The 19,543-nt window shown below is 44.1% G+C and carries 26 protein-coding genes; 4 read left to right on the forward strand and 22 right to left on the reverse strand.

What is annotated here, in order from left to right:
- Positions 1-7 precede the first annotated feature (7 nt).
- The 18 genes from rplF to J6578_RS03060 form a co-directional block, all read right to left on the reverse strand.
- Positions 8-541, reverse strand: a complete 534-nt coding sequence (gene rplF, locus J6578_RS02975) for a 50S ribosomal protein L6 (protein ID WP_037406972.1) — start codon at positions 539-541, stop codon at positions 8-10.
- A gap of 9 nt (positions 542-550) precedes the next feature.
- A complete protein-coding gene (gene rpsH, locus J6578_RS02980; protein WP_037406970.1) occupies positions 551-943 on the reverse strand; it encodes a 30S ribosomal protein S8 in 393 nt (130 codons plus the stop codon).
- A gap of 14 nt (positions 944-957) precedes the next feature.
- Positions 958-1,263 carry a 30S ribosomal protein S14 gene (rpsN, locus tag J6578_RS02985; RefSeq protein WP_025331697.1) on the reverse strand — a complete coding sequence of 102 codons (306 nt, stop codon included), beginning with the start codon at positions 1,261-1,263 and terminating at the stop codon, positions 958-960.
- Positions 1,264-1,265: 2 nt separating this feature from the next.
- Positions 1,266-1,805 (reverse strand): 50S ribosomal protein L5, encoded by a 540-nt coding sequence (gene rplE / locus J6578_RS02990; RefSeq protein ID WP_025331698.1) that lies wholly within the window; start codon positions 1,803-1,805, stop codon positions 1,266-1,268.
- A 10-nt stretch (positions 1,806-1,815) separates the two neighbouring features.
- Positions 1,816-2,139, reverse strand: coding sequence for a 50S ribosomal protein L24 (gene rplX, locus J6578_RS02995; RefSeq protein WP_037406968.1), 324 nt, complete (start codon positions 2,137-2,139; stop codon positions 1,816-1,818).
- A gap of 13 nt (positions 2,140-2,152) precedes the next feature.
- Positions 2,153-2,521 carry a 50S ribosomal protein L14 gene (gene rplN, locus J6578_RS03000; protein ID WP_025331700.1) on the reverse strand — a complete coding sequence of 123 codons (369 nt, stop codon included), beginning with the start codon at positions 2,519-2,521 and terminating at the stop codon, positions 2,153-2,155.
- Positions 2,522-2,752: 231 nt separating this feature from the next.
- On the reverse strand, positions 2,753-3,016 hold the full coding sequence (gene rpsQ / locus J6578_RS03005) for a 30S ribosomal protein S17 (protein ID WP_025331701.1): 264 nt from the start codon (positions 3,014-3,016) through the stop codon (positions 2,753-2,755).
- Positions 3,016-3,207, reverse strand: a complete 192-nt coding sequence (gene rpmC / locus J6578_RS03010; RefSeq protein WP_025331702.1) for a 50S ribosomal protein L29 — start codon at positions 3,205-3,207, stop codon at positions 3,016-3,018. Before rpmC ends, rpsQ begins: the two co-directional genes overlap by 1 nt.
- Positions 3,207-3,623, reverse strand: coding sequence for a 50S ribosomal protein L16 (gene rplP / locus J6578_RS03015; protein ID WP_037394618.1), 417 nt, complete (start codon positions 3,621-3,623; stop codon positions 3,207-3,209). Before rplP ends, rpmC begins: the two co-directional genes overlap by 1 nt.
- A complete protein-coding gene (gene rpsC, locus J6578_RS03020) occupies positions 3,607-4,311 on the reverse strand; it encodes a 30S ribosomal protein S3 (RefSeq protein ID WP_093092414.1) in 705 nt (234 codons plus the stop codon). Before rpsC ends, rplP begins: the two co-directional genes overlap by 17 nt.
- A 9-nt stretch (positions 4,312-4,320) precedes the next feature.
- Positions 4,321-4,650, reverse strand: a complete 330-nt coding sequence (rplV, locus tag J6578_RS03025; protein ID WP_037406961.1) for a 50S ribosomal protein L22 — start codon at positions 4,648-4,650, stop codon at positions 4,321-4,323.
- Positions 4,651-4,660: 10 nt separating this feature from the next.
- Positions 4,661-4,936, reverse strand: a complete 276-nt coding sequence (gene rpsS / locus J6578_RS03030) for a 30S ribosomal protein S19 (RefSeq protein WP_037406960.1) — start codon at positions 4,934-4,936, stop codon at positions 4,661-4,663.
- Between the two features lie 5 nt (positions 4,937-4,941).
- Positions 4,942-5,778: a 50S ribosomal protein L2 gene (rplB, locus tag J6578_RS03035; RefSeq protein ID WP_037406958.1), complete on the reverse strand. Its 837-nt coding sequence runs from the start codon at positions 5,776-5,778 to the stop codon at positions 4,942-4,944.
- A 5-nt stretch (positions 5,779-5,783) separates the two neighbouring features.
- A complete protein-coding gene (gene rplW, locus J6578_RS03040; RefSeq protein WP_176715075.1) occupies positions 5,784-6,098 on the reverse strand; it encodes a 50S ribosomal protein L23 in 315 nt (104 codons plus the stop codon).
- Positions 6,095-6,715 carry a 50S ribosomal protein L4 gene (gene rplD, locus J6578_RS03045; RefSeq protein WP_025331819.1) on the reverse strand — a complete coding sequence of 207 codons (621 nt, stop codon included), beginning with the start codon at positions 6,713-6,715 and terminating at the stop codon, positions 6,095-6,097. The genes rplW and rplD overlap by 4 nt, the downstream gene beginning before the upstream one ends.
- Entirely contained in the window at positions 6,715-7,359 is a 645-nt protein-coding gene (gene rplC / locus J6578_RS03050; RefSeq protein WP_037406952.1) for a 50S ribosomal protein L3, read from the reverse strand. The genes rplD and rplC overlap by 1 nt, the downstream gene beginning before the upstream one ends.
- A 257-nt stretch (positions 7,360-7,616) precedes the next feature.
- A complete protein-coding gene (gene rsgA / locus J6578_RS03055) occupies positions 7,617-8,489 on the reverse strand; it encodes a ribosome small subunit-dependent GTPase A (RefSeq protein ID WP_287950556.1) in 873 nt (290 codons plus the stop codon).
- A 14-nt stretch (positions 8,490-8,503) separates the two neighbouring features.
- Complete coding sequence (locus J6578_RS03060; RefSeq protein WP_287953880.1) at positions 8,504-9,757, reverse strand: M48 family metallopeptidase; 1,254 nt, start codon at positions 9,755-9,757, stop codon at positions 8,504-8,506.
- Between the two features lie 401 nt (positions 9,758-10,158).
- On the opposite strand from J6578_RS03060, the gene orn reads away from it, so the two are divergent.
- Genes orn through J6578_RS03075 form a run of 3 tightly spaced genes read left to right on the forward strand, consistent with a single transcriptional unit; the run spans position 10,159 to position 12,868 of the window.
- Complete coding sequence (gene orn / locus J6578_RS03065) at positions 10,159-10,707, forward strand: oligoribonuclease (protein WP_287953881.1); 549 nt, start codon at positions 10,159-10,161, stop codon at positions 10,705-10,707.
- A gap of 48 nt (positions 10,708-10,755) precedes the next feature.
- Entirely contained in the window at positions 10,756-12,414 is a 1,659-nt protein-coding gene (gene pgi, locus J6578_RS03070; RefSeq protein WP_287953962.1) for a glucose-6-phosphate isomerase, read from the forward strand.
- Positions 12,395-12,868 (forward strand): CinA family protein, encoded by a 474-nt coding sequence (locus J6578_RS03075; protein WP_093092420.1) that lies wholly within the window; start codon positions 12,395-12,397, stop codon positions 12,866-12,868. Before pgi ends, J6578_RS03075 begins: the two co-directional genes overlap by 20 nt.
- A 105-nt stretch (positions 12,869-12,973) precedes the next feature.
- Here the strand turns inward: J6578_RS03075 and J6578_RS03080 are convergent, their stop codons facing one another.
- Together J6578_RS03080 and J6578_RS03085 are read right to left on the reverse strand one after the other, a co-directional pair.
- On the reverse strand, positions 12,974-14,299 hold the full coding sequence (locus J6578_RS03080) for an ammonium transporter (protein ID WP_100150745.1): 1,326 nt from the start codon (positions 14,297-14,299) through the stop codon (positions 12,974-12,976).
- Between the two features lie 33 nt (positions 14,300-14,332).
- A complete protein-coding gene (locus J6578_RS03085; RefSeq protein ID WP_037406940.1) occupies positions 14,333-14,671 on the reverse strand; it encodes a P-II family nitrogen regulator in 339 nt (112 codons plus the stop codon).
- 548 nt (positions 14,672-15,219) lie between these two features.
- On the opposite strand from J6578_RS03085, the gene J6578_RS03090 reads away from it, so the two are divergent.
- On the forward strand, positions 15,220-16,044 hold the full coding sequence (locus J6578_RS03090) for a DUF3579 domain-containing protein (RefSeq protein ID WP_239363902.1): 825 nt from the start codon (positions 15,220-15,222) through the stop codon (positions 16,042-16,044).
- Between the two features lie 838 nt (positions 16,045-16,882).
- On the opposite strand, the gene rpoH is transcribed toward J6578_RS03090, so the two are convergent.
- On the reverse strand, positions 16,883-17,731 hold the full coding sequence (rpoH, locus tag J6578_RS03095) for an RNA polymerase sigma factor RpoH (RefSeq protein ID WP_093092426.1): 849 nt from the start codon (positions 17,729-17,731) through the stop codon (positions 16,883-16,885).
- Between the two features lie 232 nt (positions 17,732-17,963).
- Complete coding sequence (gene lnt, locus J6578_RS03100) at positions 17,964-19,484, reverse strand: apolipoprotein N-acyltransferase (protein WP_287953963.1); 1,521 nt, start codon at positions 19,482-19,484, stop codon at positions 17,964-17,966.
- Positions 19,485-19,543: the final 59 nt, after the last annotated feature.

A 19,543-nucleotide genomic window follows, 5' to 3' on the forward strand; every position in this document is an offset into this window, starting at 1 on the left:
GCCTCAATTATTTTTTCTTGGTTTCTTTGATAACGACACGCTCATCAGCATAACGTACACCTTTACCTTTATAAGGCTCTGGTGGACGGAATCCACGAATTTCAGCGGCCACCTGCCCTACTACCTGCTTATCAGCACCAGCGATAATTACTTCGGTAGCTGAAGGAGTTGTGGCAGTGATGCCTTCTGGCAATTCATAATTAATTGGATGAGAATAACCTAAAGAAAGATTCAATACTTTACCTTGGGCTTGAGCGCGATAACCTACACCAATCAGTTGCAGTTTTTTCTCAAAACCACTGCTTACACCTACGACCATGTTGTGCAATAACGCGCGTACCGTACCAGATAAAGCATTTGCTTTAGAACTGTTGTCATTAGCGGTAACAACCAACTGCCCATCAGTCAATGCCACATTCACTTCTGCATGCTGATGCAAAGATAATTCGCCGTTTTTACCTTTAACAATAATAGCCTCTGGAGAAAACTTAACGTCAACGCCAGCCGGAACTACTACCGGATGTTTTGCAATTCGAGACATGTTTTCCCCTTAGGCAACCACGCACAACAACTCACCACCAATACCATTGGCACGGGCTTTACGGTCAGTCATTACGCCTTTAGAAGTGCTTACAATCACAACGCCCAGACCATTCATTACAGAAGGAATGTCGTTGGAACCCTTATACACACGCAGACCAGGACGTGATACGCGTTGAATGCGCTCAATCACAGGCTGACCAGCATAGTATTTCAATTGTATTTCCAATGTCGCCTTGATTTCAGCAGATACAACGAAGTCTTCTATATAACCTTCTTCTTTCAGAACTTTGGCAATGGCCACTTTTAACTTGGAAGAAGGCATGCTTACAGAAGCTTTATTCGCACGCTGAGCGTTGCGAATACGGGTCAACATATCGGAAATAGGATCATGCATACTCATATTTTATACTCCTATTACCAGCTGGCTTTGATTACGCCCGGAATTTCACCACGCATGGCGATTTCACGGATTTTGGTACGGGCCAAGCCGAATTTACGGAAATTACCACGCGGACGACCAGTCAAAGCGCAGCGACGACGTTGACGAATCGGAGCAGCATTACGCGGAATAGCCTGTAACTTCAGACGTGCCTGAAAATGCTCTTCATCAGTCGCATTGGCATCGTTGATGATAGCGAAAATGGCTTCGCGTTTGGCAGCATATTTTTTTGCCAAAGCTTCACGCTTCAGCTCACGATTAATAAGTGCTTTCTTAGCCATAATTAACCCTTAAACGGAAATTTGAACAGAGACAGCAGTGCTTTTGCTTCTGCATCAGTTTTAGCAGTTGTGGTAATGGTAATATTCAAACCACGCAAAGCATCAATTTTATCGTATTCAATTTCCGGGAAAATAATTTGTTCACGCACACCCATGTTGTAGTTACCACGGCCATCGAATGATTTACCATTCACACCACGAAAGTCACGCACACGTGGCAGGGCAATAGCAATCAGGCGATCCAGAAACTCATACATACGGTCGCGACGTAAGGTTACCTTACAGCCGATTGGGTAGTTATCGCGAATTTTAAAACCAGCGATTGACTTGCGTGCTACAGTTACAACCGGTTTCTGACCTGCAATTTTTTCCAGATCACCAACCGCATGCTCCATTACTTTTTTATCAGCAACCGCTTCACCTACACCCATGTTCAGGGTGATTTTTTCAATACGCGGTACTTCCATGATAGATTTGTAACCGAATTGTTTGGTCAACTCAGGAACAACAGTGGTGTTATAAAAGTCTTTTAAACGAGCCATTGATTACTCCTTAAGCTCCCACGGCGGCACCGGTAGATTTGTATACACGGGTGCGTACTACTTTTCCGTCTACTGTTTCTACCTTGATACCTACGCGGTCAGCTTTTTGGGTTTCCGGATTGAAAATTGCTACATTGGAAATAGCCAATGGCGCATCTTTGGTAATTACACCACCTTCAATCCCACGCATGGGGTTAGGTTTTTGATGACGTTTAACACGGTTAACACCGTCAACGATCACTTTTTCACCCAGAACACGCACTACTTTACCCTGTTTGCCCTTATCTTTACCGGCAATGACGATCACTTGATCACCAGTCTTAATCTTTTTCATTGCAACCTCACACTTACAGTACTTCAGGAGCCAATGAAACGATTTTCATGAATCGCTCAGTACGTAGCTCACGGGTTACCGGGCCAAAAATACGGGTACCAATAGGTTCCAGTTTGGTATTCAACAGCACGGCTGCATTGTTATCAAATTTGATTAGCGCGCCATCGTTCCGGCGCACGCCTTTAGCTGTACGTACTACTACAGCGTTATATACGTCGCCTTTTTTAACGCGGCCACGAGGAGCTGCGTCTTTTACGGCCACTTTGATAATGTCGCCTACAGATGCGTAGCGACGCTTAGATCCACCTAATACTTTGATGCACATTACACGGCGCGCACCAGAGTTGTCAGCCACATCTAAGATGGTCTGCATTTGAATCATGTTATTACCTTTTAAAATCCAACTTAATTTACCGCTTTCAATTAGCCTGATAACACTTAAAGCTATTTGAAACCATTAACGGTTCTAGTAAACCAGTCTTGGGTCCCGAAGGGAGAGCTCCGGCGAGTGCCGGACACTTTCAAGAAACTGAAAGTTAAGGAACGAAGTTTACAGACAATATCTGATTGTCGCAAGACTTCGTTCCCTAATTGAAGCACATTGTTGTGTTAATTACACATTGCGCGCTTTTTCAATCAGCTCTGTTACAACCCAGCTTTTGGTTTTTGACAATGGGCGACCTTCAGAAATGACAACAACGTCACCAATACCATATTGGTTCTGCTCATCGTGTGCATGGATTTTGGTAGAACGGCGAATCACTTTGCCATACAGCGGATGTTTTACCTTACGTTCTACCAATACGGTTACGGTTTTATCCATTTTGTCGCTCACGACTTTGCCCTGCAAAGTACGTACGTTTTTAGCTTCAGTCATCATTCACCATCCTTCTGGTGCAAAATGGTTTTTACACGAGCAATATTACGACGCACTTTTTTCAGCTCACTGTTCTTACCCAGCTGGCCGGTGGCATGCTGCATACGCAATCCAAACTGCGCTTTCAACAGACCAACCAGTTCTTCGTTTAACTGCTCAACAGATTTGTCTTTCAATTCACTGGTTTTCATTATTGACCTACCTGGCGTTTAACAAATACGGTCTGAATCGGCAATTTGGCAGCAGCCAGCTCAAAAGCCTGACGTGCCAAAGTTTCATCTACACCGTCCATTTCGTAGAGCATTTTGCCCGGCTGGATTTCGGCAATGTAATATTCCACATTACCTTTACCGCCACCCATACGCACCTGAATTGGTTTTTCAGTGATAGGTTTATCTGGGAATACACGAATCCAGATACGACCACCACGTTTAATGTGACGTGTCATCGCACGACGTGCTGCCTCAATCTGGCGCGCAGTCAGACGACCACGACCCACAGCTTTCAGACCAAAATCACCAAAGCTAACTTTATTGCCACGAGTAGCAATACCGGTGTTGCGGCCTTTTTGCTGTTTGCGGTATTTCATTCTAGTTGGCTGCAGCATTTCGACCACCTGCCTTTCTGCTGTGTTTCTTGTCCTGTTCCGGCTTAGCCTGAATTTCACCCGGTGTCAATTCACCTTTGTAAACCCAGACTTTGATACCGATGATGCCATATGTAGTTTTGGCTTCGCTAGTTGCGTAGTCAACATTGGCACGCAGGGTATGCAAGGGTACACGACCTTCACGATACCACTCGGTGCGAGCAATTTCGATACCGTTCAAACGACCAGAAGACATGATTTTAATGCCTTTAGCACCAACGCGCATGGCATTTTGCATAGCGCGTTTCATGGCACGGCGAAACATTACACGTTTTTCCAGCTGTGCAGCGATATTGTCGGCAATGATTTGCGCATCGATTTCCGGTTTGCGGATTTCTTCGATGTTGACATGCACCGGTACACCCATGATTTTCTGCAAATCACGTTTTAATACTTCAATGTCTTCGCCTTTTTTACCAATTACAATCCCTGGACGAGCACTATAAATGGTAATACGTGCAGATTTAGCCGGACGTTCAATTACAACACGACCAACAGAAGCATTAGCCAGACGTTTACGCAAAAAATTACGTACGTCGATATCTTCTTTCAGCACTTTGGAAAAGTCGCCACTTTTGGCAAACCACTTGGAAGACCAATCTTTATTCACTGCCAGGCGAAAGCCTGTAGGGTTAATTTTTTGTCCCATCGCTTTTCCTTAGTTGCCCACAATCACGTTGATGTGACAAGTTTGTTTCTCGATGCGATTACCACGACCTTTAGCGCGTGCCTGAAAACGTTTCAGACTTGGGCCTTTGTCGACATAGATGGTAACCACTTTCAATTCGTCGATATCGGCACCTTCGTTATGCTCGGCATTAGCCACAGCAGATTCCAGTACCTTTTTGATCAACTCAGCACCTTTTTTCGGGCTGAATGTCAGAATATTCAACGCTTGGGCAATATCTTTGCCACGCACCAGATCAGCAACCAGACGGGCTTTTTGCGCAGAAATGCGGGCATTTTTATGTTGTGCACTAACTCTCATGTTTTATCCCTTATTTTTTAGCCTTCTTATCAGCCAGATGGCCTTTGAAGGTACGGGTCAATGAGAACTCACCTAATTTGTGGCCAACCATATTGTCGCTGATAAAAACTGGCACGTGGGTACGGCCGTTGTGTACAGCAATGGTCAAACCGATAAAATCAGGCAGAATAGTGGAACGACGTGACCAGGTTTTAATCGGGCGCTTGTCGTTAGTAGCACGAGCCGCATCGACTTTTTTCAGTAAATGCAGGTCGACATATGGGCCTTTTTTTAATGAACGAGCCATATCAGTTAACCTTTATTTGAGTAACGGCGGCGAACAATCATATTGTTCGTGCGTTTATTACGACGAGTACGATAACCTTTGGTCGGTGTACCCCATGGACTAACAGGTTCACGAGCTTCACCAGTACGACCTTCACCACCACCATGTGGGTGATCAACCGGGTTCATTACCACACCACGTACAGTAGGTCGGATACCGCGCCAGCGTTTAGCACCGGCTTTACCCAGTTTTTGCAGGCTTTGTTCTTCGTTGCCTACTTCGCCAATAGTGGCACGGCAGTCAACATGGATTTTACGTACTTCACCAGAACGCAGACGCAGCTGGGCATATACACCTTCTTTAGCCAACAGTACGGCAGATGCGCCAGCTGAGCGGGCAATCTGTGCACCTTTACCTGGTTTCATTTCGATACAGTGGAGCGTTGTACCAACCGGAATATTGCGAATTGGCAGATTATTACCAGCCTTAATCGCAGCTTCAGAACCGGAAACCAGCACAGCACCTACTTGCACATTGCGTGGAGCAATGATGTAACGGCGTTCACCATCTGTAAAGCACAACAGAGCAATGTGTGCAGTACGGTTTGGGTCATACTCAATACGTTCTACTTTGGCAGCAATACCGTCTTTATCGTTACGTTTGAAGTCTACAACACGGTAATGGTGTTTATGGCCACCACCTTTATGACGAGTGGTAATCCGTCCACCGTGGTTACGACCAGCGGTTGAAGATTGTTTTTCCAATAATGGTGCATATGGCGCACCTTTGTGCAAACCTTCTGTTACCACGCGTACCATGCCGCGACGGCCAGCAGAAGTCGGCTTCATTTTAACAATAGCCATAGTGCTTATTCCTTATCTGCAGAAGCGGCAGCAGATTCGATATCCAGCTCCTGACCAGCCGCCAGGCTGACATAAGCTTTTTTCACATCACTGCGCTTACCGATGGTACGGCCAAAACGTTTATTTTTACCTTTAATGATGGTAGTGGCTACAGAATCCACTTTCACATTAAATAACACCTCCACAGCAGCTTTGATTTCCTGCTTGGTGGCATTTGGCAATACTTTAAACGTCATCTGGTTGCGTTTTTCAGCCAGCATGTTGCTTTTTTCAGTCACAACAGGAGCCAAGAGCACTTGCATTAAACGTTGTTGATTCATACCCATTGCTCCTCAAGTTGTGCAACTGCTGCTTTGGTAAGCACTACTTTCTTAAAGCGTAACAGATTGTACGGATCAGTTTGTTGTGCTTCTAAAACCAATACATTCGGCAGGTTGCGGCTAGACAAGTATACGTTTTCATCCAGCTGTTTGGTGATGAACAAGACTTGTTCCATACCCAGATTTTTTACCTGTTCGGCAAATGCCTTGGTTTTCGGCGTAGCAGCAGATAATTCATCAATAACAAACAGGCGTTCGTCACGTACCAGCTGAGACAAGATAGCCGCCATACCTGCACGGTACATCTTACGATTTACTTTCTGGGTAAAATTTTCATCTGGTTTATTTGGGAACGCACGACCACCACTGCGCCACAGCGGAGAAGATGTCATACCAGAACGGGCACGGCCAGTTCCTTTCTGACGCCATGGTTTTTTAGTGGAATGTTTTACTTCGGCACGAGTCAACTGTGAACGGTTACCGGAGCGGGCATTAGCCAGAAAAGCAGTAACCAGCTGGTGAACCAGATCTTCATTGTATTCACGTGCAAACAATGCATCAGAAGCAGCAACAGCACCTGCTACCTGACCTTGGGCATCAATTAATTTCAGTTCCATTACGCACCTACCTTCACGCTCGGACGCACGACAACGTCGCTGTTAACCGCACCGGGCACTGCACCTTTCACCAGCAACAGCTGACGTTCGGTATCTACGCGTACGATTTCCAGATTCTGAATGGTGGATTTAACGTTGCCGTACTGACCAGCCATACGTTTACCTGGGAATACGCGACCCGGATCCTGTGCCATACCGGTTGAACCTGGTACGCGATGAGAACGGGAGTTACCGTGAGAAGCACGTTGAGAACCAAAATTGTGACGTTTGATGGTGCCAGAAAAGCCTTTACCCTTGCTGGTACCAGTGACATCAATCAACTGACCTGCTGCAAAAATGCCGACATTAATTTCAGCACCAACAGACAATTCAGCCAATTTTTCTTCAGAAACAGCAAATTCTACTAAGCCTCGACCAGCTTCAACACCAGCTTTGGCAAAGTGACCTGCCTGCGCCTTGCTTACGCGATTGGCTTTTTTCTGACCGAAAGTCACCTGTACGGCAGTGTAGCCGTCGGTAGCTTCGGATTTGAGTTGAGTGACGCGATTAGCAGACATATCCAGTACAGTTACCGGAACTGAAGCGCCGTTCTCATCGAACACACGCGTCATGCCTACTTTGCGCCCAACCAGACCTAAAGTCATAGTTATTTCCTTTTATAAAGGGACCAATTACGATTGATTGGCCTCGCACAAATAAAGAATCTTGCCGACATAAAATCGGCAAGATGGCGATAGTATCATGTTTATTCTGCATGAATCAATTTTTATGCCAATAAAGCACGGATTTTTAGACAAAAAAACAACGCCTATGCTTTACATATGACGGCTTGTGTATTTTTTAGATATTTCCGCCATTTATATACATTTGATACCAGTTTACTTTTTCTTTTAACAAACTTTTATTTAGTTAATTCATTAGTGATATTTTGCAGAAATTGCAGCCGCTCTGGTTTCAGTTTTCCATCGGCCACAGCCAACTTAAGGGCACAGTCTGGTTCCTGCCGATGAGTGCAGTTATGAAAACGGCACTGCCCAATATATTGGCGCATATCGGGGAAATAATGCAGCAAGTCGCTTACCTGCAAATGATGCAAACCAAATGCCTGCAAACCGGGAGAATCGATAAGCTGGCTGTATGCGTCCAGATCATACAGCTGTGCATGAGTGGTAGTATGACGGCCGGAATCCAGTGCCGCCGAAATGGTACCTACCCGTGCCTGCTCATCGCCCAGCAATGCATTGGTTAATGTCGATTTACCCATACCAGACTGGCCTAACAAAATTGCACATTCCCCCTGCAAATGCTGGCGCAGTGCAGCCACCTCACACAAAGCACTGATATTTATCACCTTATAACCTAGATCTTGATAAAACATCAGTTTTTCCAGCCACTGTGCATTCTGAGGTAAATCTGCCTTGTTTAATACAATTAGCGGTGATATGTTTGCCGCTTCTGCGGCCAGCAATGCACGTTGTAATAATAATTCACTTGGAGTGGGTACAGCAGCCAGTACGATTAACATCAGCGTTACATTGGCAGCAATGAGCTTGCTGCGCGTGGCATCCTGACGATAAAGCAGACTACGTCGTGGCAAACAATCCTCAATCACAGCCTGCTGCTGATTGATATGCCCGATGAGAACTTCATCACCACAGGCAAAATCAATTCTTTTTTTGCGGGTAGTGGCTTCGTAAGTTTTACCAGCAGGTGTACGCACCATAAAGCGCCGCCCAAAACTGGTGATAATCTGCGCCGTCAATAACTCATTCATTTGCTGCACCATACTTAATCTGCCTTTGTGGCTGTCTGCAATGCAGCAATGCGCTCCCGTGCACCCGGATGTGAATCATAAAAGCGCGAATACCAAACATCGCTAACCAGACTGGCTGCATTAGTGCGATAAAGTTTGGTTAAAGCCAGAATTAAATCATTACCATTAGCATGCTTTGCCGCAAATCGATCGGCCTCAAATTCATTTTTGCGCGATAATACACTAGCCAAGGGTGAAAACGGGAAGGTAAAAACAGGCAGCACCAGCATAAATAACAATAAAGCCATAGCATTGCTGGGCTCATGTACACCCAAACCAAGATAAAAGCCTGACTGTGGCAATAACCAGCCTAATACAGCGAATACGATCAACGCCAGTATAAAAGTGACAATCATTTGTTTGAATACATGTTTGTGGGCAAAATGCCCTAACTCATGCGCCAGAACTGCCTCAACTTCGCTTGTTTGCATATCTTTCAGCAAAGTATCAAAAAATACAATGCGTTTGTGTTTCCCCAGACCTGTAAAATAAGCATTACCATGCCCGCTGCGTTTGGAACCATCCATAACGAAAATACCGTCACTATGAAAACCAGTGCGTTGCAACAGGTTTTCGATTCGTGTGCGTAATATCTCATCTTTTAATGGTTCAAATTTATTGAAAAGCGGAGCAATCCATTTGGGAAATGCCCACATCAGTAATAAAGAAAAAATCACCCATACCAGCCACACAGCCAGCCACCAAGCACCGCCAAACCAGTGTGCCGTAATCAGGGTGCACATCAGCAACAGGATAATATACAGTAAAGGTAAACCAACAATAATAGCCAACAGGCAACCTTTGAACTGATCAGCAAAAAACGTGGCCATTGTCATTTTGTTGAAGCCAAATTTAGCTTCCAGACGAAAACTGCGATACCAAGCCATGGGCCAGCCCAGAATCATATTAACCAATACAAACAAACCAATAAGCACCATTCCCTGAGCAATATCATAATGTACCCATACCCGACTTAGCCGCGTTAGCAAATCCAGCCCACCGCCAAGGGTGAACAACAGCAATAACAATGCCTGAAACACAATTTCATAGCGTGCCAGACGTTGTTTGGCCAAAGTATAATCTGCCGCTTTTTGATGCTCTTTCAGTGTTACACTTTGTGCAAAGGCCACTGGTACATGGCCACGATGCGCCAACACAGCCTTGCTCTGGCGCACAGACAAATATAGCTGACCACATGTACTACATACAAAAAAGAGTAAAAACAGCATATAAACTGTTTGGGCAGAAAGATAAAATGCCATATTAAGAATACACTATGCTTGAAAACAATAATTGTAGCGGAGTTTATCCATTACTGGTTAATAAAGCTGTAACCTAATAGTCGATAGTCTGACAAATATCACCACAATTAGCAGTATTAATAATGATGCATTCTGCCTAAATATTGTCTTGTGACAATACTAAATACCGCTTACCTCAAACTGATAAAATAATCTTTGTAGATAGCCTTTATACAAACTCTCCTGTTTTGTCTATTCCAGTTTATCTTCTATTAAAACGATTACAGCAACTTAATTGATGGCATATTTACAGGTAAAAATCAGGTTAAACTATCAGCCACAACAGAAAAAAGCTAAAATGATATTTTATTATTAAGCAGAATTGAGATATGCAAAACGCTAAAAATCTTGCTTGGCTGGACATGGAAATGACTGGGTTAAATCCAGATACTGACCGGATTATAGAAGTTGCCATGATTATTACTGATAGCGATCTGAATGTACTGGCACAGTCTGAAGTACTGGTTGTTCACCAACCTGACAGTATTATTGACCATATGGATAAATGGAATACGGCTACCCATACCCGTACCGGTCTGGTGGACAAAGTAAAAGCATCTACCCTGACCGAAGCCGAGGCTGAAGAAAAACTACTGGCCTTTATCAGCAAATGGATACCAGAAAGAACTTCACCAATGTGTGGCAACTCCATTCATCAGGATCGTCGCTTTATGGTGCGCTACATGCCACGACTGGAAGCTTACTTCCACTATCGTAATCTAGATGTATCAACACTCAAGGAATTGGCAAAACGCTGGAATCCTGCCGTTGCCAAAGGCGTTAGCAAAAAAGGGGCGCATCAGGCTCTGGATGATATCAAAGAAAGTATTGAGGAAATGGCCTATTACCGCGAACATTTCTTAACAATATCCGCCTGATTTTGTATACTGCGTCATTATTTTTTGCTGAAATCCAATCCAGTTATGATGAACCCATCCTGCCCTATTAACCAGACAGCCATTTGGGCACAACTGCATCAACACCAGCGTAGTACCCGTTTTTTGCATATGCGCGATTTATTCCGGCAACAGCCAGATCGTTTTGCACAAATGCATGAACAACTAAACGGTCTATTATTCGATTACAGCAAAAATCGTATCACTGAAGATACTCTGACATTATTAATTGAACTGGCAAATATTGCCGACGTGCGTGGCTGGACAGATAAGATGCGCCGTGGCGATAAAATCAATGTCAGTGAAAACCGTGCAGTACTGCATACAGCCCTCAGATTACCACCACATGCTGTCGTATATGTTGATGATCATAATATCGTACCTGATATTCATCATGAACTTGAACGTGCCTACTGCTTTGCCGAATCAGTGCGCAATGGTGAATACACAGGCGCTCATGGTGAGCGTATTACCGATATTATTAACATTGGCATTGGTGGTTCCCATCTTGGCCCGGAAATGGTCACACTGGCATTGCGTCCTTTCCAGCAGACTGGACTGAATATCCATTATGTTGCCAACGTTGATGGTGCTAATTTAATGCAGGTACTGGATACAGTTAATCCGGCCACAACCGTTTTCATTATTGCCAGCAAATCTTTCACCACACCTGAAACTTTGCTTAATGCGCAGACCGCGCGCAACTGGTTTTTACAGCAAGGGATGAGCGAAGCAGATATCAGCCGTCATTTTATTGCGATTACCAGTGCCGTTGCTAAAGCACAAACCTTTGGCATCATTCCGGAACATATCTTTGCCATGTTCGATTGGGTAGGAGGCCGCTATTCTGTCTGGTCTACTATTGGCCTACCAGTAATTTGTGCCATTGGTAAAGAAAATTTCCAGAATTTTCTGGCAGGTGGGCAAGCAATGGACGAACATTTTTTTCATGCGCCTTTACGACACAATATCCCCGTCCTACTTGGCCTGATTGGCCTGTGGTATCACACTTTTTATACCACCACCAGCCACGCAATTATTCCTTATGATCATGGATTACGCCGTCTGGCTGCACACTTGCAACAACTGGATATGGAAAGCAATGGTAAACAAGTAGGTCGTTATGGTGAACGACTAGATTTTGATACCGGTCCCATTATCTGGGGTGAAGAAGGCGTAAACTGCCAGCACGCCTTTTTCCAGCTGCTTCATCAAGGCCCTCGCCTAATTTCTTCTGATTTTATTGTTCCGATTAACAGCTTTTACCACATCAGTACCCAGCATAAAGTTCTGGCAGCCAATGCCTTTGCCCAAACTGAAGCATTGATGCACGGCAAAACACTGGCAGAAGCATATGCAGAACTTATGCATCTGGACAATAAAAGCCGTGATATTATGGCACCTCAAAAAGTATTTCCCGGCAACCAGCCTTCTAATACACTATTATTAGACGAAATCAACCCATTTAATCTGGGCATGCTACTGGCTATGTATGAACATAAAGTATTTGTACAGGGCATAATTTGGGGCATTAACTCATTTGATCAATGGGGCGTAGAATACGGCAAAGTTCTGGCCAAAAATATTGAACCGGAGTTAAGCACCAACAGCCCGCTACACCATGATGCTTCTACTAACGGCCTCATTGACTATTTTAGAAAACATCACCATGACACAAATCTTACTTGATATCACCTCCAAACTGAACACACTGGGGCATACCGTAACCTGCGCCGAATCGTGTACTAGTGGCCTGCTGGCTGCAGAGTTGACCCGCCTGCCGGGCAGTTCAAACTGGTTTAATATGGGTTATATCACCTACAGTAATCAGGCCAAACAACAACTACTGAACGTTAACGATACAACCTTGCGTCACTATGGGGCTGTTAGTGAAGAATGTGTGCGCGAAATGGCACTGGGCGCACTGATTGATGCCAAGGCAAATTACGCTCTCTCCGTTTCTGGTATTGCCGGCCCAACTGGCGGCAGCGCTGAAAAGCCTGTCGGTACTGTGTGGTTCGGACTGGCAACCAAGCAACGCATCTGGGCAAAGCATCACCAGTTTAACGGTAACAGAGATATGATTCGGGCACAGGCAGTAGAATATGCATTGCGTTTTTTACGTCAATATTTATACCGTTAAAGAGAAATATACTCAGACAGAAGAAATAGAACAGACAAAATAAAACTGGCCGGGCTTGAATAACTGGCCAGTTTTGTTTTAATGAACCTGAAAAATTAGCTGTCTTTATTCAATACGCTCTCCATGAATACTCACATCCATACCTTCACGTTCAGCATCATGATCAATACGCAAACCGCGACAAACGATGGCTACAATCTTAAGAATCAGATAAGTCATCATCACACTGTACCCAATAGTAATAGCCACATCCTTTATCTGTGCCAGCAACTGCGCACCAATCGTAGCTTCTCCGCCGAAAATGGCATTACTGAACAGCACACCAGTTAAAACAGAACCCACAATACCGCCAAAACCATGAATACCAAAAGCATCAAGCGAATCATCATAGCCAAATCTGCGTTTTAAAAACACCGCTGCAAAATAGGCAGCAACAGCCGTTACCACCCCAATCACCAGCGCAGCCTGCGGACCAACAAAACCAGCTGCTGGCGTAATACCCACCAGACCGGATACCGCACCAGAAGCCATACCTAAAGCAGATGGCTTATGTCCAGCCATTTTTTCACACAGCATCCATGTTAGTGCAGCAGAAGCTGCCGCAACCTGAGTAACAGCCATAGCCATACCGGCAGAAGCATCCGCAGCACCGGCCGAACCAGCATTAAAACCAAACCAGCCCACCCATAACATAGCAGCACCAGTTAATGTTAATACCATATTGTGTGGCGCCATCACATCCTTACCAAAACCCAGACGCTTACCAATCACCAAGGCCGCTACCAGACCAGCAACACCGGCATTAATATGCACCACCGTCCCACCGGCAAAATCCAGAACTGGCGTATGCGCATCAGCCATAAAACCGCCGCCCCAGACCCAATGACATACTGGCGCATAAACCAAAATTACCCAGAGACCAGAAAACAATAACAAAGCTGAAAATTTCAAACGCTCAGCAAAAGCACCCGTCACAATAGCAGTAGAAATAATCGCAAAAGTCATTTGAAAAAACATAAACACCGATTCAGGAACAGTACCGTCTCCATTAACAATAGTTGTCATTCCTCGGTTCTGATCCAACCCCATACCATCAAGCATAAAACGATCAAATCCGCCAATAAATGCATTACCAGGCGTAAAAGCAAACGAATAGCCTATTACCATCCACAATACACTTACCAGTGCGGCAACCGTAAAACTATGCATCATTGTGCCCAGTACATTTTTCTTACGCACCATGCCACCATAAAACAAAGCTAAGCCAGGTACCGTCATCAACAGAACCAACACCGCAGAAGTCATTACCCACGCCGTATTGCCTGCGTTTATTTCCGACAATGGCCGCCACCAGCCAGCCAGATCAGCAGCCAGTAGCGGTAATGGCAATAACAGTACCGCGACTATCACCCATTTTCTTATCCGATCCATATTCTCTCTCCTTTCTTGAAGATCAGTTATCGTCTATACAGCTGCCGAACCAGTCTCACCGGTACGGATTCGCACCACTTCCTCCACAGGTAAAACGAAAATCTTGCCATCACCTACCTTACCTGTTCTGCCACTAGCAATAATGGCTTCAACCGCACGCTCTACCAGCTCATCCACCAGCACAATTTCAATTTTAATCTTGGGTAAAAAATCTACTTCATACTCTGCACCGCGATAAATCTCAGTATGCCCCCTTTGTCGCCCAAAGCCTTTCACCTCGCTTACAGTCATTCCCTGTACCCCAATTTCAGCCAAAGCCTCGCGAACATCATCCAGTTTGAAAGGTTTAATCATTGCTGTGATTTTTTTCATATAACACCTCTTTCATCGAAACCCACTATCCACCGTCAACCGCGCATCCCAAAGTAGCAAACTACCCAGATTAATTTAACCATGTAGCACGATTTACACCAATCAACACCAACTCCATGCACCATACATCTTTCCTTTAAATTTGCAAAGATGTATCAAAATTACTGAGGTATCGTTTTCCACTTTACAGTAACCCACTCATTATCTATAGCTGCCCAAATTCCTGCACAAGCCGCAAAACATAGCAAATACAACCAATAAAATAAAAAATCAACAACATCAATAATGGATATTAATTCACAACAACAAATGTTTACCCGTGCCCTATTTCTTCTGCCACGATAACTTAGCTCAGATCACATCAGCCACAAAAAAACGTACAGATGTTACAAAACTACCTATACCCATAAAAAAATATAACCATAATCTGACAATTAGCCTCCATAGCAGACATACATCAACCAGTTACAATCAGGTATAATCACACACTAACAGCAAAATAAACACATACACATTATTCAGACTTTTGTTTCTATCAAGAGGCCAACATGCTAATTTGCAATCCATATGAAATTGTTATTCAGGGCATGACAAATAATAATAAACCTTTTCGCCCCAGTGACTGGGCTGAAAGACTATGCGGTGTTTTGTCTTCTTTTGATCAGGGACACCGTCTGTCTTATCACCAATGGGTACGGCCGATTCTAGTAGACAATATCCGCTGTGTTGCCGTTGATCGCAAACTCGAACAGATCAGCGCCACCGCTTTTAATTTCCTCATGGATTTTGCCCGTGACAATGACTTACGTGTTCTGGATTGCAAAGCCTTATTAGAAGAACAGCAACACACTCAAATTCCATTAAAAAACGCAATCAAACAGGAAAACTCTACACAACAAACAACCGTTACCGACCAGCCGGCGGCCAACACAATCAATACTGCATTACGAGAACTTACACCAGAAGAAGATACCACAGCATTCCCGGCACTCCACCGCCTGCATACTAATATTCGTGGTATCGGACAATTTCAAGAACTGATACAGATTCAGCGAGCGGAAGGCTATCGCCTCTTAGGCATATTTGAAGAAGGCAAACAAAATGCCACCACCATTTGTGGCTTCCGCATCCAAACTACCCTGATAGCAGGAAAACATCTGAATATTGAAGACCTGAGCAGCTATCATCAGCCTATCGACGACAACCATATCCTCACAATCTTAAACGAACTGAAAAAAATTGCTCATCAAGAGCACTGCACCTGCATTCATGCAAACTCCAGCGTAACAACAGACAGCAACAACCTACATCATTTATATCTGAAGCATGGCTTCACATTAAACAGCCACCAATTCACCTATCAACTAACTTAAACAACAGCCGCTCATACATCACCTAAACATAGCAAAGATAAATCCTACTGAGCTTTATCTTTCATAAACCGGCTCAAATCAAAACATTTACCAAAAAGGAAAAACACCTTAGCTGATATAAATCAGCGTGTATGCAAACATCATCAAGCCTTATCATTATTAACTTATATAGTAAGTGCTAGCACAGCAAAACATAATATTAAATCACAAGATTTACTTACCATTATCAAGAAATAAGCAACCAAACCCCATCAATAATAAAATGATTATAGTTACCGCTTTGCTAATACAGTAAGTTATCTATCCCCTAAAAATAGTACAGCTCCGAAGTAGAAAATTTTCTCCGTTAGCCCACAGGGGATTTAAATGTGAAAAAATGACTGAACATCAGATTGTATCTATTTTAAAAGAAGCTGAAGTTGGTATTCTCATTAAAAATTTGCGGTAAATATGGCATGGAGAATTCGGCTTTTTATTAATGGCGCGATAAATACGGTGGCGCTTAAAGGAGCTGGAAACTGAAGGCCGCAAGCTTAAGCAGATGTTTGCTGAGCTGAGTTTAAAAGCTCAGCTTCGGAGAAAACCATAAGAAAACTATAGTGCCTACCAAGGCACATAAAGCTTGGGCTGTGTAACTGCAAGAATCTAATCACCTCATAGTTAGCACAACCATCACATCAGAATCACGCGATGCAGAAAAAAATTGAGAATGTTTCTGCTTTGTCGCCATACCGTTTTAGTATAGAGAACTTACTACCCCAAACGTATCTGTTCTTCTATAAAAAAACTGCATAGACCAGCTAAATCTGATCTATGCAGTTTTTTCATTCAAACTAAATTATTCAGCTTCTGCCAGATAACCGCGTAATTTCTGCATCGCCTTGGCTTCAATCTGGCGAATGCGTTCTGCGGATACCCCATACTCACCAGCAAGATCATGCAAGGTCAAGCCACCATCATCTGCCAGCCAGCGACTTTCAACAATATGGCGACTGCGGTCGTCCAGTTTGGCTAGTGCTTCCTGCAAGCCTTCAGTCTGTAAGGCATAATGTGCCTGTTGTGCCAGCACTTGTGTTGGCTCGTTAGCGCTATCAGTTAACCAGTCTATCGGCGCAAAATTATCTTCATCATCATTTTCTGCCAGCAACGACATGTCTTTGCCGGTCATGCGCTGTTCCATTTCCAGAACTTCAGAGAGCTTTACGCCCAAATCATCGGCAATAGATTGCGCTTCTTTATTACTCAATGCTGCCATGGATTTACGCATACTGCGTAAATTGAAAAACAACTTGCGCTGAGGTTTGGTAGTAGCTACGCGTACCAGACGCCAGTTACGTAAAATAAATTCGTGAATTTCAGCTTTAATCCAATGTACCGCAAACGAAAACAGACGTACGCCACGACTTGGCTGAAAGCGTTTTACCGCTTTCATCAAACCGATATTGCCCTCCTGAATCAAATCCGCCTGATTCAGGCCATAACCATCATAACCACGTGCAATAGAAACCACTACACGCAAATGAGACAAAATCAGTTTTTTAGCAGCCTCTAGATCCCCTTCGGTCTGGCGTACCGCCAAATCCTGTTCTTCCTCGGGGGAAAGCATAGGAATATTGTTTACGGTATGAATGTATTGCTCCAAACTACCATGCCCTGTCGGCACGGGTAATGCAAAAGCGGTATTCATGCCTATCCTTTCTGTGTGTGCCCAGTTATTTTAATTACTCCAGTTACAACACAATAACACGTTGTTTGTTACAGGAAAACCAATTAATCAATAACTAAGCTGATTATTTATCATTGTAATTAAAATATGAATGTACTTCAATTACTATTTATGATTCGTTCATCATGGGTAAAATAATGTATTTTGCAGATTTCAATTATAAAAATTTATTATACACATCAATCCAATTTGTTTAATGGCGATAACGCCCATACACGTTGATTATTAACAATAAAAACAGGCTAATCAAGGCCAAAGGCCAGCTGCTCCCCAGCCACATATAAGGCGTATCCCCCCGATAGCCAGAGATTTTTCCTTCCAATACGGCCGCAGTATCGGGTTTTAGCTGTGCCACAACTTGCCCCTTAGGATTAATAATGGCTGTCATACCCGTATTGGTGGCACGCACCATATAGCGCCCGGTTTCCAGTGCCCGTGCCTGTGATTGCTGTAAATGCTGCTGCATAGCATGTGAGTGCCCATACCAAGCCATATTGCTTACATTAGCCAGCAAATTGGCTTGTTTGGCTGCTGCGATTAATTCATCACCAAAACCATCTTCATAGCAGATATTAAAAGCAACATGCTGATTTGCTAATTGTAATGGCGTCTGAACAGAACCACCTTTGGAGAAGCCTGCCAGTGGCATATCCATCCAGCGATACAGCCAGCCCAGCAATTGCGGTAATGGGATATATTCACCAAACGGAACCAGATGATTTTTAGCATAATAAGGTAAACCGGCTGTAGCAGTATTGGCTGTAAAATTAACCACCGAATTCAGGTAACCATTTCCATCTGCAGTATATTGGGGAATGCCAGCAGCCAATGCCGAACCATGCTCCCGCGCAAGATGAGCAAATATTTCCAATTGTTCTGGCGGCATATCCTGCCGCATCACCGGAATAGCCGTCTCTGGCAGAATAACAATATTAGCGCGTGTACTGGCTATCTGATCGAGATAGCGCTGTAGTGTGGGTTGTAAAGAACGCTCATCCCATTTAAGGGATTGTGGAATATTGCCTTGTGCCAGCGCCACTGTGGCATGAGTACCATCAGCCTGTGTAAAGTTGTACTGTAATAAAACCGCTCCCAGCAACCACACACTTATCAGGCTGACACCACAGCCAATCTTTGCTTTACGTTTTGTTGCCAGCAACAGTTCTGCTAACCATGCACCACTGGCAACAGTAACCAGTGTTACCAGAAAAATACCGCCCACTGGCGCGAAACCAGCTAAAGCTGAATCTGCTATCTGGCTATATCCCCAAATCCCCCAGCCAAAACCAGTTAGCGCGCGTTCGCGTACAAATTCAGCCACTGTCCATAATAGCGGTAATATCACAGCATGACAGGTTGTATTGGAAAATCTGAATTTTCCCAACAACCAGAATACCAAAGCCGGATAAATAGCCAGATAGGCCGGTAACAACATGGTTAGTGGCCATGCTAAAAACTGTGGTAACCCGGCAATATCATGTAAGGCAATGTCTATCCAGTACAATAATGTTGTATATGCCGTTAATGCCCAAAGATAGGCAGAACGAATACGCCATTGTGGACGTGCAGCCTGTAAAAGCAGTAATACGGCCAGCAAAACAGGTAACAGCCAGTAATGATAATAAGGAGCAAAAGCAAATGGCACCAGAGCTGCTGACAATAATAATAGCGGCCAGTACACCCATGCCTTTGCTAAAACAGCATAACATTTCATACCAGAAGAATACTGCACAGACATATCCAGTTTATTAGTCACATAAAGCTCCACAGCCT

This window comes from Snodgrassella sp. (assembly GCF_024103505.1).
In the GTDB taxonomy this organism is placed as follows: domain Bacteria; phylum Pseudomonadota; class Gammaproteobacteria; order Burkholderiales; family Neisseriaceae; genus Snodgrassella; species Snodgrassella communis.

Bases quoted from the DNA above. Each gene is read 5' to 3' on its own strand.
- rpsS (WP_037406960.1), bottom strand. From the start codon at position 4,936: ATGGCTCGTTCATTAAAAAAAGGCCCATATGTCGACCTGCATTTACTG.
- rpsH (WP_037406970.1), bottom strand. From the start codon at position 943: ATGAGTATGCATGATCCTATTTCCGATATGTTGACCCGTATTCGCAAC.
- rplC (WP_037406952.1), bottom strand. From the start codon at position 7,359: ATGACTTTAGGTCTGGTTGGGCGCAAAGTAGGCATGACGCGTGTGTTC.
- J6578_RS03075 (WP_093092420.1), top strand. From the start codon at position 12,395: ATGACACAAATCTTACTTGATATCACCTCCAAACTGAACACACTGGGG.
- rplV (WP_037406961.1), bottom strand. From the start codon at position 4,650: ATGAGAGTTAGTGCACAACATAAAAATGCCCGCATTTCTGCGCAAAAA.
- J6578_RS03090 (WP_239363902.1), top strand. From the start codon at position 15,220: ATGCTAATTTGCAATCCATATGAAATTGTTATTCAGGGCATGACAAAT.
- rplP (WP_037394618.1), bottom strand. From the start codon at position 3,623: ATGCTGCAGCCAACTAGAATGAAATACCGCAAACAGCAAAAAGGCCGC.
- J6578_RS03080 (WP_100150745.1), bottom strand. From the start codon at position 14,299: ATGGATCGGATAAGAAAATGGGTGATAGTCGCGGTACTGTTATTGCCA.
- rplW (WP_176715075.1), bottom strand. From the start codon at position 6,098: ATGAATCAACAACGTTTAATGCAAGTGCTCTTGGCTCCTGTTGTGACT.
- rplB (WP_037406958.1), bottom strand. From the start codon at position 5,778: ATGGCTATTGTTAAAATGAAGCCGACTTCTGCTGGCCGTCGCGGCATG.
- pgi (WP_287953962.1), top strand. From the start codon at position 10,756: ATGAACCCATCCTGCCCTATTAACCAGACAGCCATTTGGGCACAACTG.
- rpsN (WP_025331697.1), bottom strand. From the start codon at position 1,263: ATGGCTAAGAAAGCACTTATTAATCGTGAGCTGAAGCGTGAAGCTTTG.
- J6578_RS03085 (WP_037406940.1), bottom strand. From the start codon at position 14,671: ATGAAAAAAATCACAGCAATGATTAAACCTTTCAAACTGGATGATGTT.
- rplF (WP_037406972.1), bottom strand. From the start codon at position 541: ATGTCTCGAATTGCAAAACATCCGGTAGTAGTTCCGGCTGGCGTTGAC.
- rplD (WP_025331819.1), bottom strand. From the start codon at position 6,715: ATGGAACTGAAATTAATTGATGCCCAAGGTCAGGTAGCAGGTGCTGTT.
- rpoH (WP_093092426.1), bottom strand. From the start codon at position 17,731: ATGAATACCGCTTTTGCATTACCCGTGCCGACAGGGCATGGTAGTTTG.
- rsgA (WP_287950556.1), bottom strand. From the start codon at position 8,489: ATGAATGAGTTATTGACGGCGCAGATTATCACCAGTTTTGGGCGGCGC.
- J6578_RS03060 (WP_287953880.1), bottom strand. From the start codon at position 9,757: ATGCTGTTTTTACTCTTTTTTGTATGTAGTACATGTGGTCAGCTATAT.
- orn (WP_287953881.1), top strand. From the start codon at position 10,159: ATGCAAAACGCTAAAAATCTTGCTTGGCTGGACATGGAAATGACTGGG.
- lnt (WP_287953963.1), bottom strand. From the start codon at position 19,484: ATGAAATGTTATGCTGTTTTAGCAAAGGCATGGGTGTACTGGCCGCTA.
- rpsC (WP_093092414.1), bottom strand. From the start codon at position 4,311: ATGGGACAAAAAATTAACCCTACAGGCTTTCGCCTGGCAGTGAATAAA.
- rpmC (WP_025331702.1), bottom strand. From the start codon at position 3,207: ATGAAAACCAGTGAATTGAAAGACAAATCTGTTGAGCAGTTAAACGAA.
- rpsQ (WP_025331701.1), bottom strand. From the start codon at position 3,016: ATGACTGAAGCTAAAAACGTACGTACTTTGCAGGGCAAAGTCGTGAGC.
- rplE (WP_025331698.1), bottom strand. From the start codon at position 1,805: ATGGCTCGTTTAAAAGACTTTTATAACACCACTGTTGTTCCTGAGTTG.
- rplN (WP_025331700.1), bottom strand. From the start codon at position 2,521: ATGATTCAAATGCAGACCATCTTAGATGTGGCTGACAACTCTGGTGCG.
- rplX (WP_037406968.1), bottom strand. From the start codon at position 2,139: ATGAAAAAGATTAAGACTGGTGATCAAGTGATCGTCATTGCCGGTAAA.